Origin of the sequence: Spirulina sp. CS-785/01 (assembly GCF_028330525.1) — a bacterium.
Taxonomy (GTDB): domain Bacteria; phylum Cyanobacteriota; class Cyanobacteriia; order Cyanobacteriales; family Spirulinaceae; genus JAQMSD01.
Genome location: NZ_JAQMSD010000122.1, coordinates 1 through 15,828, shown reverse-complemented (window position 1 = coordinate 15,828; position 15,828 = coordinate 1). Strand labels below are relative to the sequence as shown.

General features: G+C 46.5%; 9 protein-coding genes. All 9 read left to right on the top strand.

From position 1 onward, the window contains the following. Positions 1 to 283 (top strand): hypothetical protein (locus tag PN462_RS07430; RefSeq protein ID WP_272127419.1); only part of this gene is annotated, 283 nt, incomplete at its 5' end. Position 284: 1 nt separating this feature from the next. Then, a complete protein-coding gene (locus tag PN462_RS07425) occupies positions 285 to 1,436 on the top strand; it encodes a hypothetical protein (protein WP_272127418.1) in 1,152 nt (383 codons plus the stop codon). Between the two features lie 234 nt (positions 1,437 to 1,670). Next, positions 1,671 to 6,950, top strand: coding sequence for a trifunctional serine/threonine-protein kinase/ATP-binding protein/sensor histidine kinase (locus PN462_RS07420; RefSeq protein WP_272127417.1), 5,280 nt, complete (start codon positions 1,671 to 1,673; stop codon positions 6,948 to 6,950). Between the two features lie 79 nt (positions 6,951 to 7,029). Then, positions 7,030 to 7,173: a hypothetical protein gene (locus PN462_RS07415; RefSeq protein WP_272127416.1), complete on the top strand. Its 144-nt coding sequence runs from the start codon at positions 7,030 to 7,032 to the stop codon at positions 7,171 to 7,173. 10 nt (positions 7,174 to 7,183) lie between these two features. Then, on the top strand, positions 7,184 to 7,690 hold the full coding sequence (locus PN462_RS07410) for a diguanylate cyclase (RefSeq protein ID WP_272127420.1): 507 nt from the start codon (positions 7,184 to 7,186) through the stop codon (positions 7,688 to 7,690). A 64-nt stretch (positions 7,691 to 7,754) separates the two neighbouring features. Next, positions 7,755 to 9,263, top strand: a complete 1,509-nt coding sequence (locus PN462_RS07405; RefSeq protein WP_272127415.1) for an adenylate/guanylate cyclase domain-containing protein — start codon at positions 7,755 to 7,757, stop codon at positions 9,261 to 9,263. 148 nt (positions 9,264 to 9,411) lie between these two features. After that, on the top strand, positions 9,412 to 10,536 hold the full coding sequence (locus PN462_RS07400) for an ABC transporter permease (RefSeq protein ID WP_272127414.1): 1,125 nt from the start codon (positions 9,412 to 9,414) through the stop codon (positions 10,534 to 10,536). A 656-nt stretch (positions 10,537 to 11,192) separates the two neighbouring features. After that, on the top strand, positions 11,193 to 14,825 hold the full coding sequence (gene nifJ, locus PN462_RS07395) for a pyruvate:ferredoxin (flavodoxin) oxidoreductase (protein ID WP_272127413.1): 3,633 nt from the start codon (positions 11,193 to 11,195) through the stop codon (positions 14,823 to 14,825). Positions 14,826 to 15,015: 190 nt separating this feature from the next. After that, on the top strand, positions 15,016 to 15,828 hold an 813-nt coding region (locus PN462_RS07390; RefSeq protein WP_272127412.1), incomplete at its 3' end, for a dihydroorotate dehydrogenase-like protein.

Here is a 15,828-nt window from a genome sequence, read left to right as displayed (position 1 = left end):
GGTTATGAGGGGAGGTGGGGGAGGTGGGGGAGATGGGGGAGATGGGAGTCGGGAGTCGGGAGATGGGGGAGATGGGAGTCGGGAGTCGGGAGATGAGGGAGATAGGGAAAACAAAAATATATTATTCCCGATTCCCGATTCCCTGTTCCCGATTCCCTGTTCCCTTTTTCACAAAGAACCAACAACCAAGACCCCATTTGATACAATCAAGTCAAATTTTATGAAAGATTGTCCCAACGTGGTGCTGAAGCCGCTAATTAATTATTGTGTGAGGTTAAGTTAATATGAAAAAACTATGGTTTACGAGTCGGTCTACCACTGCCGCACTTTGTCTGGTGGGAATTTTCGCTCATACGGCCCACGCTCTAGAGGCCGGGTTACGTAACTCGAATCATTCCCCACAACCCGGCAGTGTATCAGACGAGACTGCAACCCGATCTGACTTCTCCAACCCAGACTTAGATCCAGAGAACACCCCCACCCCTGAAAACAGTCCCACAACCGGGGAATTTAGCCCCGTTGAACCCTCCACCACCACCACTTGGAATCAAACCCTCTCTCTCCCCCCCGACACCCCTCAATCGCGCAGCGAGTACCCTGAAGATGACCCGGTGTTTCAAGCGGTGTTAGAACCGGATAAAAACTCAGCACAACGGGAAGCGGTGACGAATTTATCCTCCGAGGAATTAATTCGGGATGAACGGAGTTTGCACGAATTGGTGAACCCCGATAGAGAAGAACAGCAAGCGAGAACCGCAGGACTCCCCCCAGAGGAACTTCCCGCAGTTCGACAGGTGGAGCAACAAGAACTATCTCGTCGTCTGCAAGCTGCGAGAGCGCAACAGGGCGTAACCCCAGACACCCCCATGTTACGGCGACTGGAGGCGGATTTAAACCAATTACGACAAGAAGCCGATCGCATTGCCGCCCAAAATAATAAACCCCTACCGACTCCCGATTTAGGGGTAATCGAAAACCAACCCCAACCCCCCGCAGTCGCAGAACCAACCCCAGACCAAGAATTAGAAGCTGCGATCGCAGCCTGGGAAGCCGAACTAACCGCCTCACAACCCACCCCCTTAAACCCAGTCGTCGTCCAATTAAACGCTCAATTATTCAGTCAAGACTTAACCCAACTAGGCATTAAAACCTTTGAAACTCATTTAGCCACAACCCCCAAACCATTACAGTCCTTGTTTACAGAGCCAACCCCCGACACTCCCCCAGAACTACAACCCATTACCCAAATCAGCACAGGCTTCGAGTCCCTATTACAATCTTGGCAGATGGCCGTCGCCCCCATTACCCCAGAACATGATCCCCAAATCATGTTAAACCCCGCATTCTTAGAGTTTATTGATCTTGAACAACCCCTAGAACCCCAATTTGTCAACCCCTTTGCCTTTGGTTTCTCCAAATCCCCCCTTTTCTCCTAAGTCGGTTTTGCTGAAGACGGGTGAAACGAGAATTGCCTAAAATTAGCTGAAAGCCTCATTCTGATTTGAGTTTCTGACCTTTTTTTAGGCCAACTTCCCCCTTGATCCTTCCTAGTTTGTGAGCTTGTCTTTCAGGTAGTGTGCGCGGAGCGCAAACCACTGCCCTCTGCCCTCTGCCTTAGGATGCTATTTACTGATTACTAATTAGGGCTTGCTGATTACTGGTTACTGATTATGCTGGTTCTATCGGATTATGAAATTCACGAACAAATCCATGAGAGTAATCTCTCAAGAGTCTATCGCGGACAGCAATTGTCTGAGAAAAGACCCGTTGTTCTAAAATATCTCAAATCTGAGTATCCCACCCCAACCGAATTAAGTCGTTACCGCAAAGAATACGAAATTCTTCAACTCCTCCAACAACAGGGGAGAGCAGGGATAATCAACGCCTATCACCTCGAATCCTACCAAAATAGCCTCATCCTCATTTTAGAAGACTTTGGGGGGCAATCCCTCAAAGATTGGCTCACAGAACAAGGGAAACCCTACACCCTCTCAGACTTTTTCACCGTAGCCCTTTCCATCACCGACGCGCTCGGCCAAATTCACAACAGTAATATTATTCATAAAGACCTCAACCCTAGCAATATTGTTTATAATCCCCAAACCCAACAACTAAAAATCCTTGACTTTGGCATTTCCTCCATTCTCAGTCGAGAAAACCCCACCCTCCGTAACCTGAACCTCCTCGAAGGGACACTCCCCTATCTCTCCCCGGAACAAACAGGCCGCATGAACCGTTCTCTCGACTATCGCACAGATTTTTATTCCCTCGGTGTCACCTTTTATGAACTTCTCACCGGAAAATTGCCTTTTCAAAGTCGAGACTCCCTAGAATTAGTCCATTGTCACTTAGCCAAAACCCCCTCCCCCCTCACCGAAACCACCCAAGGGGCCATCCCCCCAGGACTTTCGGAGATTATCCAAAAATTACTGGCTAAAACCGCCGAAAACCGCTATCAAAGCGCGTGGGGACTGAAAGCGGACTTACAATACTGTCAACGACAACTCACCGAAACTGGAACAATTGCCCCTTTTCCTCTGGGGCGGTATGATGTATCGGGTAAGTTCCACATTCCCGAAAAGCTCTACGGACGGGATGAGGAACGAGACACCCTGCTGAGAGCGTTTGAAGCGGTGGCTGCCAATGAGGATGGTACAGCGAGTCCCTTGATGCTGGTGTCGGGATATTCGGGGATTGGGAAATCTTCTCTGGTTCAAGAATTATATAAACCCATTACGGCCAAGCGGGGGTATTTTATTTCTGGGAAATTTGACCAATTCCAGCGTAATATTCCCTATTCGGCCCTAGTCCACGCCTTTACCAGTTTAGTCCGTCAACTGCTCACCGAACCTCAAGAGATTTTACAGAATTGGCGTAATAAGCTCCTCACTGCATTAGGCAATAACGGACAAATTATTATCGAAGTCATTCCCGAAATTGAACTCATTATCGGGCCTCAACCCCCCGTTGCTCAATTAGACTCCGCAGAAGCGCAAAACCGCTTTAATTTAGTCTTTCAAAACTTTATCCAAGTCTTTTGTTCCCCCGAACATCCCCTGGTCTTATTCCTCGATGACTTACAATGGGCTGACTCGGCAACCCTGAAACTCCTCGAATTAATTTTAACCAACGCTGACACCCACTATTTATTCCTCATCGGGGCCTATCGAGATAATGAAGTCTCCTCTGGTCATTCCTTAGCCATTACTCTCGACCAACTCAAAGCATTAGGGGTTAATCTTCAGGAAATAACCCTCACTCCCTTAACCTGCCAAGATGTTGGGGAAATGTTAGCCGATACCTTCCAGCATTCCCCGGAAACCCTCCAAGACTTAACCGCACTCATTACCCAAAAAACTGGAGGGAATCCCTTTTTTATTGGGGAATTCTTAAAAACCCTTTATCAAGAAAACTTACTGCAATTTGACCTAACTGATACTGTCCCCCAATGGCGTTGGGATATCCAGCAAATTGAAGGGATGGAAATGACCGATAATGTGGTGGAATTAATGATTCAAAAACTACAAAAATTATCGAGTCAAACTTGGGAAACTTTGCGCTTGGCCGCTTGTATTGGCTCAACCTTTGATTTACCCCTCCTAACTCAAATTACCCAGAAATCAAATCAAGCGATTTTTGCGGATTTAAAGTTAGCCATAGATGAAGGTTTTATTTTACCTTTAACGGAATTTGAAGAAGATATTATTGTTTCCCATTATCGGTTTGAACATGACCGCATCCAACAAGCATCCTACGAATTAATTGAACGTCAAGATAAACAAAATTTACATTTACAAATTGGGCGTTTACTTCGCCAAGACACCCCTGATATTGAAACATCAGAGCAGTTATTTACCATTGTTGATCATTTAGATATTGGCTTAGATCAAGTTACCGATGAGAGCGAAAAATTAGAGATTGCCAACTTAAATTATCAAGCAGGAATTCGTGCTAAAGCAGCGACTGCTTATGAGTCAGCCGTTGAATATTTAGAAATTGCCCTGCGACTTTGGCAACCGGAAGAAGTATTTGGGGATACGGAATACGAAAAAACGTTAAATTTGTATATTGAAATTATTGAGGCCCTCTATCTCAATACCTATTATACCAGAGCATTGCAATTAATTGAAATTGCTTTAAATAAAATTAAAACCCCTCAAGACCAACTTAAAATTCACAAAATACTCATCGGCATCTATACTGCAAAAAATGAATTAGAAACTGCGTTAGAAACGGGCTTAAACTTTCTCCAGAAACTGGGAATCTCCTTGGGGGAAGCTCCCCCAGAAAACTTAGATATAGAAACGCTGCGTAACTTGCCGGAAAATCGGGATCAATTCCATTTAAACATCCTCCGGTTAATCCTGCAATTAGTGACTGTCAGTATTATTATTAATCCGAGTCTATATCCCCGTTTCATATACAGTAATTTGCAATTATGTTTACAGTATGGGAATTCCATTTATGCAGCATTAACCTATGCTCAATATGGGGTATTCATTGGCTTTTATCAAGGGCAACGGGAAAAACGGTATCAACTGGGGGGTTTAGCTTTGGAATTGGCAAAACGGTTTCCAGCGAATGCCATTGCCAGTCGAATTTTTGTAGTGTGCTATGATCTTATTAACCCTTGGAAACGCCCCATCCGAGAAACCATTCAAGCTATTCCGGAGAATCTTAATTGTTGCTTAGAAAATGGCGAAATTGAATTTGGAGCTTATACTGCCGGAAATTATTATTGTTATCTCTTTTTAGCGGGCTATCCCCTCAACGAGGTACTAAAAAAATATCAGGACTATTGGCCGCTCTTACAAAAGTTAGAACAACCCATCGCCCTCGCTTATACCAAGAATTGGCATAAAGTTGTCACCCTCTTTCATGGCCAAGAGGAAACCTGGAGTCAGTTTCAAGAGGAATTTTCCGAGGAGACAGAGGAATTTCGCCATTGGCAAGAGCAAAAAGTCTATAGTCAACTCCATCACTTCTTTTTAGCGAAAACCTTATTAAGTTATTATTTGGGAGATTATGAAGGGGCAATAATCAATGCTCAACAAACCCAAGAATATGAACTCTTTAACCTCCACCCCATGGGATCATTGCGTATCCCCTATCATTCCTTAGCTCTTTTAGCGCGATATCCCCACGTTTCCCCAGAGGAGCAAGAAACCTATCTGAAACAAGTCGAAACCAATCAACACCTTCAACAGCAACGAGTCGAACATGGGCCAGACAACTTTCAACACCAGTATGCCCTAGTAGAAGCGGAAAAAGCCAGGGTATTGGGCAACTGGCCCCAGGCCACAGACTGGTATGAGCAGGCCATTCAAGAGGCCCATCAACAGCAATATCTTTATGAAGAAGCCTTAGCCTATGAATTGGCTGCCCAATTTTATCTCAGTCGTAACCAAGAAAAAATTGCCCAAACCTATTTTCGGGAAGCCCATTACCTCTACAGTAAATGGCAGGGATGGGCAAAGGTGGAAGACTTAGAAAACCGTTATTCTCGTTATTTGCCGACTAAGACGACTTTAGGGGGGGGAGTCGAAAAATCTCTCCCCCTCTCCGATAGTAGTAATTCTGACTCCCAAGCGGGGGAAGCGTTGGATTTAGCGACGGTTTTAAAGGCTTCCCAGACGATTTCCCAAGAAATTGCCTTGGACCGGGTATTACGGCATTTAATGATCATTTTGATTCAAAATACCGGGGCCCAGTTGGGGTATTTACTTTTGGAAACCGAGGGAGAATGGTTTATTGAAGCCACCGGGACCGTATTGGAGAGTGAAATTGAGGTGTTACAGTCGCGGCCTGTGCAAGAGGCTCTCCCAGAGTCGTTGCTGTATTATGTGACGCGGACTCAAGAAAGTGTGGTGTTGGATGATGCACGGGAGGCGGAAAATTATAATCAAGACCCCTATATTCGCCAAAATCAGCCTTTGTCGCTGTTGTGTACGCCGTTAATTAACCAGGGGAAACTGAGTGCGATTATTTATTTAGAGAATAATTTAACTACGGGAGCGTTTACGCGCGATCGCTTGGAAGTCATTAACATTCTCTCAGCCCAAGCCGCCATCTCCATCGAAAATGCCCGCCTCTATGCCGATTTAGAGCATTATAACCATACTCTAGAACAACGGGTGGCAGAACGCACCCAGGAACTCTCCCAAGCCCTTGAAAACCTGAAAACCACCCAGAAACAACTGGTCGAATCTGAGAAAATGGCCGCCTTGGGGGGATTGGTGGCCGGGGTTGCCCATGAAATTAACACCCCCATTGGTATCGGAGTCACCGCCGCCTCTGTCTTGGCCGAAAAAGCCACCAGTTTCTTTGAACTGTATAAAACTGGCAAAATGAAACGCTCTCAGTTAGAGCAATTCCTCGATGTGGCCATGCAGAGTAGTAGCATGGTTTTGGGGAATTTAAATCGGGCGGCGGAATTGATTCAGAGTTTTAAACAGGTGGCCGTTGATCAGTCCAGTGAAGCCCAACGGGCTTTTCAATTAAAAGCCTATTTGGAAGAAATTCTGATTCCCTTGCGGCCTCGTCTGAAACGGACGAAACATACTGTTGAAATTTACGGGGATGAGGAGTTGACGCTGAATACTTTTCCTGGGGTGTTATCGCAAATTGTCACCAATTTGGTGATGAATTCCCTCACTCATGCTTTTAAGTCCGAGGAGTCGGGGTGTATGCGGTTTGACTTTCAAATTGAGGAGAATCACATTACGCTAAAATACTCAGATAACGGTCAAGGGATTGAAGCCCAACATTTAAAGCATATTTTTGAACCTTTCTACACCACGAAGCGTGGCCAAGGGGGAACTGGACTAGGTTTGCATCTTGTTTATAATTTAGTAACCCAAAAATTACAAGGCACGATTAACTGTTATAGCCGGATGAATGAAGGGACAACATTTATTATTAAATTACCTGATCACCTCTTAGGCATATAAGATGTCACGTCTTACTGCTCTCATACCGATGAACCGTCAGCACCCTCAACCTTTGGTTAATTCAGAACCTCGAACTCTTATGACTCCCAGTGGTCAGGAGTATCAACCGGAAATGGAATCTATTCAAGACGAGGAGGAAATTCTTGTTCTAGAGGAGGAGGAGGAGGAGGAGAAGACAGTTTCGTCCTCCTTTAGAAAAAGCTCTACAAAAAGCCAATGCTGAATTACATAGGATTGCTCATTTAGATGGGTTAACGCAAGTGGCCAATCGTCGCCATTTTAATCAATGTTTGCAGCAACAATGGCAGAATTGTTTAAAGTCTCAGCAAGGGTTAGCTTTGATTTTATTAGATGTCGATTATTTTAAATTGTATAATGATCATTATGGGCATTTAGCCGGAGATGACGGCTTACAACGCATTGCCCAAGGCATTCAGCAAGGGGTTGAGGCGGTAGAGGGGCTAGTCGCTCGCTATGGGGGGGAAGAATTTGCTGTTATTTTACCCCGGCTTTCTTTAGAGGAAGCCATTACCGTAGCAAAATTAATTCAACGTGCGATCGCAGCCCAAAATCTCCCCCATACGCCCTCCCCCATCAGTCAATTAATTACCCTCAGTATCGGCCTAGCCAGCCAAATTCCCACCCCAGAAACCACCCCCGATCAATTAATCCAAAATGCCGATCAATCGCTCTATGAAGCCAAACGCTTAGGTCGTAATCAAATTTGCTACGAATCTTGATAGAGTAGGAAAGGACAGGCAGTTGATCTCATGGTCGTCTAATGTAATCCGAGGAAAGAGCTTCATGTCACAGAATTTACCCCACCAACCCACTAGAAACTGGGGAAATGAACGATCAATCCCTGGGGAAAATATTGAGGAAGCAGAAACGCAAGAAGGGGAAACGCAAGAAGGGGAAACGCAAGAAGGGGAAACGCAAGAAGGGGAAGAAGTCATCTTTGCCGATGAAGAAGATGATGATGACGTAATTTTTGCTGATGAAGACGATAATATTTTTGCGCGAGACGAGGAAAATAATAGCGAAAAATGGAAAATCCTCATCGTGGATGATGAAGCAGAAATTCACAGCGTAACTCAACTGGCCTTAACAGGATTTACCTTTGAAGGGAAACCCTTAAAATTTTTCTGCGCCTACTCTGGAGAAGAAGCCAAAGCAATTATTCGAGATCATCCCGATATCGCCCTCATTCTCCTCGATGTGATTATGGAAACCGACGAAGCCGGGTTAGATGTAGTGCGCTACATTAGGGATGACTTGAAAAACGTGATTGTGCGGATTATTCTACGGACCGGCCAACCCGGCCAAGTGTTAGAAGATGTGGTGATTTTAAATTACGACATTAACGACTATAAAACCAAAACCGAACTCACCACCCAAAAACTATTTACGGCCTTAGTCACGGCCATTCGCTCCTATAAGGCATTATGCCACCTAGAAGCCAGTCGCCAAGAACTCGCCCAAATTGCCGCGGCCTCCTCTCGGTTTGTCCCCCGGCAATTCTTACAACTCCTCAATAAGCGCAGTATCATTGATGTGGAATTGGGGGATAGTGTCCAGCAAGAAATGTCAGTTCTCTTTGCAGACATCCGCGACTTTACCCCCTTGTCAGAACAGATGACTCCCCAAGAGAACTTTCAGTTTATTAATGCTTTTTTGCAATGTATGGAACCTGCCATTAGTGAAAATCAGGGGTTTATTGATAAATATATCGGGGATGCGATTATGGCCTTATTTCCAGGGGCCGCAGAAAACGCCGTTGATGCGGGAATTTCGATGATCACTCGTCTGGTGCAACATAATCAGAATAGTATTCTCAAGCAACATCCCCATATTCAAATTGGCATTGGGATTAATACGGGGGATTTAATGTTAGGGACCGTGGGGGGGAATTCCCGTATGGAGGGAACAGTCATTAGTGATGCGGTGAATGTGGCCTCACGGGTGGAGAATTTGACGAAAATTTATGGGGTTTCGTTGCTCATTACGGAAGAAACTTATCTGCGACTGAAAGAGCGCGATCGCTATGCGGTAAGACGCATTGGCAGAGTCTTAGTCAAAGGCAAATCAAAACTGGTGACAGTGCATGAAGTATTTGATGCTGATCCTGAACCGTTAAAACAGAAAAAATTAGCCATAAAAGAGCAATTTCAACAAGCCTTAACCGATTTTGATCAAGCCGAGTTTGAACAAGCCAAAGCGGGGTTTAAGACCTGTTTAGAGCAATGTTCCGATGATCCCGTTGCACAAGTTTATTTAAGACAATGTGAAACGGGGATTGATCATGATAATTAGTTGTTTTTTCTTTATGGTTTGTTCTTGGTTATTTGTTGGAGAAACCGGGTTTCTATCTAAGGTTATCTTGTTGAGTCTAACGGGTACACAGAAACCCGGTTTCTTTGCTTCAATTCCCAATTTTCATTATTCCTTATCCAATTAAAAAATGAACCTATTTCAATCATTTTTTAATAGTCGCTTTTGGTCATTAGTTATCAAAGAGACTCGCCAAATCCTGAAAAATAAACAATTAGTCATCTTGCTAATTATTCCCCCCACCATTCAACTCCTTGCCCTAGGGTTTGCCCTCAGTCCTGACGTAAACCAACTAAGTTTAGGAGTAACGGACTACGCTCAAACCTACCAGAGTCGGGAATTAGTCGCCGCTTTAACTGAAAATGATCTCTTTACCGTTCAAACAACGACTTTAAATGAAAAATACCTAGTGCAACAAGTTCGTACAGGCAATGTTAGCACCGGGTTAATTATTCCCCCTGATTTTAATACCAATTTAACCGCCGGAAAAACCGCCCAAATTCAAGTTTTTATTGATGCAGTCGATGCCAACACCGCAGGGATTGCCAATGGCTATCTTCAGCAAATTTTAGCCCAGTATAATCGCACCTTAAATAATCGTGTGATGTCGCCTCCCATTGAACCCCAAGTGCGGTTTCTCTACAATCCTGGGTTAATTAGTAGTTGGTTCTTTGTACCGGGGGTAATGGGGTTAGTGCTTACTCTCACAGGGACCTTAATTTCTTCTGTCACCGTTATTCGAGAAAAAGACGTAGGAACATTAGAACAACTGTTAATGACTCCTGCTGCGGGGTGGGAGATATTATTGGCAAAAATTGTCCCGTTGTTTGTCCTTTTAATGGGGGATGTCTTACTGGCCGCGAGTTTAGGCCGGGTGGTGTTTGCGTTACCCTTTCGGGGGAATTTTTGGCTGTATTGGGGGTTATCGGGGATTTATGTGGTGGTTTGTATTGGGTTGGGGATTCTCCTGGCCACCATTTCTCGCACCCAGCAACAGGTGGTGTTAACCTCGTTTTTCTTCAATGTACCTTTAATTCAATTATCGGGTGCGATCGCGCCAATTGAAAGTATGCCCACCGTTTTCCGTACCCTCTCCTGGTTTAACCCCCTCCGTCACTACGTCACCATCCTCCGCAACCTCATCTTAAAAGGGGTGGGGATAGAGGTAGTTTATCCCAATGTCCTCTTTTTACTCGTCTTTGCCACCCTCCTACTCAGCCTCAGCATCAACCGTTTCCGGGATCAGTTGGAATAGTTTTGGTAATGGGTAATTGGTAATGGGTAACTGGTTGTTTGTGAACAAGGGAACAGGGAACAGTAAACTCCGGAACAGTAAACTCCGGAACAGGGAACTCCGGAACTGGGAATAGGGAACAGGGAACAGTTGGTTCTCCTCCATCTCCTCTATCTCCCCCATCTCCCCCAACTCCCATTTCCCGACCCACCTAGCCTATAAACCAGAACAGTATCACACCGCCTCAAATTGATCTGTATGGGAGATTACTGGGAGACCTTGCATTTTACAAACAAATATTTAGTTATATTACAAGACAGACGATTAATTAAAAAAGAATAAGTAAAGCGCAAATTTCTAAGAGAAAGTGCCATGATCGAAAGTGAAGTTCAAGGACAGGAGTCCAACTCACTCACCCTCAAATTAATCAACTTAATCAACAATTAACTTGTTTTTCTAGCATTAACGACCAGAAAAACAACCGCACCGTTTTTTATCTACCGTATGGATTAAGGGGAGGAAACAATCACCACAAAGTTTCAAAAAGTACACATCTCTCACCCGTAAATACAAAAGTTAGCGTAACAGAATGACCAGCGCAAGTTCGTTGCCTTCCCATACTGGCCCTGAAACCGAACTGCGCTGCGAGATCAAATTGTCCAAGCAAGGAATAGATTATGAGTACCAAAACCTTTGCAACCCTAGATGGTAACGAAGCCGTTGCTCGCGTTGCCTATAAACTAAACGAAGTTATTGCCATTTACCCCATCACCCCGGCATCTCCCATGGGAGAATGGGCTGATGCGTGGATGAGCGAAGGCCGTCCAAACCTCTGGGGAAGCGTACCCTCCGTCGTCGAAATGCAAGCCGAAGGAGGGGCAGCCGGAGCAGTTCATGGCGCACTACAAACGGGATCATTAACCACCACTTTCACAGCCTCACAAGGGCTGTTATTAATGATCCCCAACCTCTACAAAATCGCCGGGGAACTCAGTCCTTGCGTGATCCACGTTGCCGCCCGTTCTGTGGCTGCTCAAGCCCTCTCCATTTTTGGGGATCACAGTGACGTAATGGCCGCCCGGGCCACTGGGTTTGGCCTGCTCTGCTCGGCCTCGGTCCAAGAAGCCCACGATCTTGCCCTAATTGCTCATGCGGCCAGTTTAGAAAGCCGTGTTCCCTTCATTCACTACTTCGACGGTTTCCGCACCTCCCATGAAGTGCAAAAAATTGAACTCCTCGAAGAAAGTAACATCCGGGACATGATCGAGGATGACTGGGTATTTGGCCATCGCTCTCGCGGCTTAACCCCAGATCGTCCCGTCTTGCGCGGTACGGCACAAAACCCCGATGTTTTCTTCCAAGCACGAGAAAGCGTCAACCCCTTCTATGATGACTGTCCGGCCATGGTAGAACGGGCGATGGATAAATTTGCAGAGTTAACCGGACGCAAGTATGAACCATTCCAATATGTGGGCGCACCGGATGCAGAACGGGTGATTGTCCTGATGGGATCAGGCTGTGAAGCTGCCCATGAAGCGGTGGAATATTTGCAAGGGCAAGGGGAAAAAGTCGGGGTAATCAAAGTCCGTCTCTATCGTCCTTTTGTGGCGGAGAAATTCGTGGAAGCGTTACCGGATACCGTTAAAGCCATTGCGGCCTTAGACCGCACCAAAGAACCCGGTAGCGCAGGTGAACCCCTTTATCAAGATGTTCTCACGGCAGTGCAAGAGGTTAATTTCAGTAACAATACTGAACTGAAAGCCAAACTGCAAAACCTCACTTCTGTAGTGGGGGGACGCTATGGGTTATCCTCTAAAGAGTTTAACCCGGCTATGATTAAGGGCATTTTTGATAATTTAGCCCAAGATCAACCCAAAAATCACTTTACGGTAGGCATTCAAGACGACTTAACCCAAACCTCTTTACCCTGGGATGTGAACTTTGACACTGAACCGGATAATGTGGTGCGGGCGATGTTCTACGGGTTAGGGTCCGATGGGACTGTTGGCGCGAATAAGAACACCATTAAAATTATCGGGGGAGAAACCGAGAATCGCGCCCAAGGGTATTTTGTTTACGACTCCAAGAAATCTGGGGCGGTTACGGTGTCTCACTTGCGCTTTGGCCCTAATGTGATTCGCAGTACCTATTTGATTAACCAGGCGAATTTTGTGGGCTGTCACCAGTGGACGTTCTTGGAAAAACTAGACGTTCTCAAGTCGGCGGCGCAGGGGTCCACCTTCCTGTTAAATAGTCCCTACGGGCCTGATGAGGTGTGGGAACAATTGCCTCTGGAGGTGCAAGAACAGATTATCCGCAAGGGGTTGAAGTTCTATGTGATTAATGCTTCTAAAGTGGCGCGAGAAAGCGGTATGGGGGGACGCATTAACACGGTGATGCAGACTTGTTTCTTTGCCTTGGCGGGGGTGTTGCCACGGGAGGAAGCGATCGCGCAAATTAAAAAAGCCATTGAAAAAACCTACGGCAAAAAAGGCCAAGCCGTGGTGGAAATGAACCTACAAGCCGTAGATAACGCCCTCGACAACCTCTTTGAAGTCAACGTTGGCGAAGCCAACTCCAACAAACACCGTCTCCCCGCCATTCCCGACCAGGCCCCCGATTTTGTGCGCAATATAGAAGGGAAAATGCTGGTGAAAGAAGGGGATGACTTACCCGTGAGTGTCCTCCCCTGTGACGGGACTTATCCCACCGACACCGCTAAATGGGAGAAACGCAACGTCGCCCAATTTATCCCCACCTGGGACCCGGATGTGTGTGTCCAGTGCGGCAAGTGCATCATGGTCTGTCCCCACGCCGTCATTCGCGGCAAAATGTACGAACCCGACCAACTGCAAAACGCCCCGGATACCTTTAAATCGGCTGATCCACGGGATAAAAGTTTTTCGGGCAAAAAATTCACCATCCAAGTCTCCCCCGAAGATTGTACAGGCTGCGGGATTTGTGTGGATGTTTGCCCCGCGAAAAACAAATCTCAACCCTCCCGGAAGGCGTTGAATATGGAAGACCAACCGCCGTTACGAGTACCGGAACGGGAAAATTGGGATTTCTTCTTGAATTTACCCAAAGCCAACCGGACGGAGTTAAAACTCGGTCAAATTCGCCAACAACAACTCCAAGACCCCTTGTTTGAGTTCTCTGGGGCTTGTGCCGGGTGTGGGGAAACCCCTTATCTTAAATTAGTGTCGCAGTTATTCGGCGATCGCATGGTCATCGCCAACGCCACCGGATGCTCCTCCATCTACGGCGGCAACCTCCCCACCACCCCCTGGGCCCAAAATGACCAAGGCCGCGGGCCCGCCTGGTCCAACTCCCTCTTTGAAGATAACGCTGAATTTGGCTTTGGTTTCCGCGTCTCCCTCGACAAACACAGCCAAATGGCCCTAGAGTTACTGCAACAACTCAGTGGGGAATTAGGCGATAATTTTGTCTCACAACTGCTCAACAACCCACAGGGAGACGAAGCCGATATTGCCGAACAACGGGAACAAGTCGAACAACTGAAACAGCGTTTACAAGGGATGGACTCTCCCACCGCGAAACAGTTACTTTCCCTCGCTGACTATCTGGTGAAAAAATCCGTCTGGATCATTGGCGGGGACGGTTGGGCCTATGATATCGGTTACGGCGGCTTAGACCACGTATTAGCCAGTGGCCGCAATGTGAATGTCCTCGTCATGGATACCGAGGTGTATTCCAACACCGGGGGGCAGTCCTCCAAAGCCACCCCACGAGGCGCAGTGGCCAAGTTTGCGGCGGGTGGGAAACCTGCACCTAAGAAAGACTTAGGACTCATCGCCATGACTTACGGCAATATTTACGTCGCCTCTGTGGCCATGGGAGCGCGGGATGAACACACCTTGCGGGCATTCCTAGAAGCGGAAGCCTATGAGGGGCCATCCTTAATTATTGCCTACTCTCACTGCATCGCTCACGGCATTAATATGCAAACGTCCATGAGTCATCAAAAAGCGATCGTTGAAAGTGGTCGTTGGTTGCTCTATCGCTATAACCCGCAACTGGTGGACGAAGGGCAGAACCCCTTACAACTCGACTCTCGCGCACCCAAGAAAGGCGTGAAAGAGTCCATGTACAACGAAAACCGCTTCAAAATGCTCACCAAGAGCAAACCGGAAGACGCAAAACGTCTCCTCGAAGAAGCGCAGCAGGACGTAAACACCCGTTGGCAAATGTACCAATACCTAGCCGCCCGTCAGTTAGAAAGCGGCAATGGTAGCGGTAGCGGTAACGGCAGTGCCAAACCCAGCGAAACTGAAGCCCAAACCCGTTAAGTGTTGCAGGAGGAAAGAGCCGTGAAAGACTCTTTCCTCCCTTGGGTGATCCCCCCTAGCCCCCCTTAGCAAGGGGGGAAAAGACAACAGAAAGTCTCCGCTCTCTACTTCCCCCTTAAAAAGGGGGAATAAGAGGGGGATCAAAAGGGGGATTCTAAAAGTCAATCATCATTGAGAAAGGACAAAAAACATGGATTTAAGTACCAGCTATCTTGGACTCAACCTCAAATCGCCCCTTGTGCCTTCTGCGGCTGCTCCTCTTTCCGAAGACGTGGACAATGTGAAGCGCATGGAAGATGCGGGGGCTGCTGCGGTGGTGTTGCACAGTGTTTTTGAGGAACAGTTAGAGAAAGAGCAACTAGAATTGCATCACCATTTGGAGTACGGGACAGAAAGTTTTGCGGAAGCTCTCACTTATTTTCCTGATCCCACCAGTTTTTCCGACACCTTCCATGTCGGGCCAGAGGAATATTTAAAACATATTCGCCGGGTGAAAGAAATGGTAAATATTCCCATCATTGCCTCATTAAATGGGAATACCATTGGCGGCTGGACTCATTTCGCCAAACAAATCGAAGAAGCGGGGGTAGATGCGTTGGAATTAAATATCTACGACATCCCCACGGATATGCACAAAACCGGGACACAAGTGGAGGAAGACTATTTAGATATTCTCCGGGCTGTTCGTGCGGATGTTAATATTCCCATTGCTTTAAAATTAAGTCCCTATTTCAGCAACATGGCCTACATGGCCAAACGCTTTGCTGATGCGGGGGCAGATGGGTTAGTATTATTCAACCGTTTCTATCAACCGGACATTGATATTGAGGAATTAGAAGTCCGCCCCAATGTCATTTTAAGCACCCCCCAAGCGATGCGTTTACCCATGCGTTGGATTGCCATTTTATACGGACGCATTAACAGTGATCTAGCCGCCACCAGTGGCATCCAACACGGCACAGACGCGCTAAAAATGGTCATGGCAGGGGCAAAAATTACGCAG

Excerpts from the sequence above, each read along its gene's own strand:
- PN462_RS07420 (WP_272127417.1), top strand. The coding sequence starts at position 1,671 with ATGCTGGTTCTATCGGATTATGAAATTCACGAACAAATCCATGAGAGT.
- PN462_RS07415 (WP_272127416.1), top strand. The coding sequence starts at position 7,030 with ATGACTCCCAGTGGTCAGGAGTATCAACCGGAAATGGAATCTATTCAA.
- nifJ (WP_272127413.1), top strand. The coding sequence starts at position 11,193 with ATGAGTACCAAAACCTTTGCAACCCTAGATGGTAACGAAGCCGTTGCT.
- PN462_RS07405 (WP_272127415.1), top strand. The coding sequence starts at position 7,755 with ATGTCACAGAATTTACCCCACCAACCCACTAGAAACTGGGGAAATGAA.
- PN462_RS07400 (WP_272127414.1), top strand. The coding sequence starts at position 9,412 with ATGAACCTATTTCAATCATTTTTTAATAGTCGCTTTTGGTCATTAGTT.
- PN462_RS07425 (WP_272127418.1), top strand. The coding sequence starts at position 285 with ATGAAAAAACTATGGTTTACGAGTCGGTCTACCACTGCCGCACTTTGT.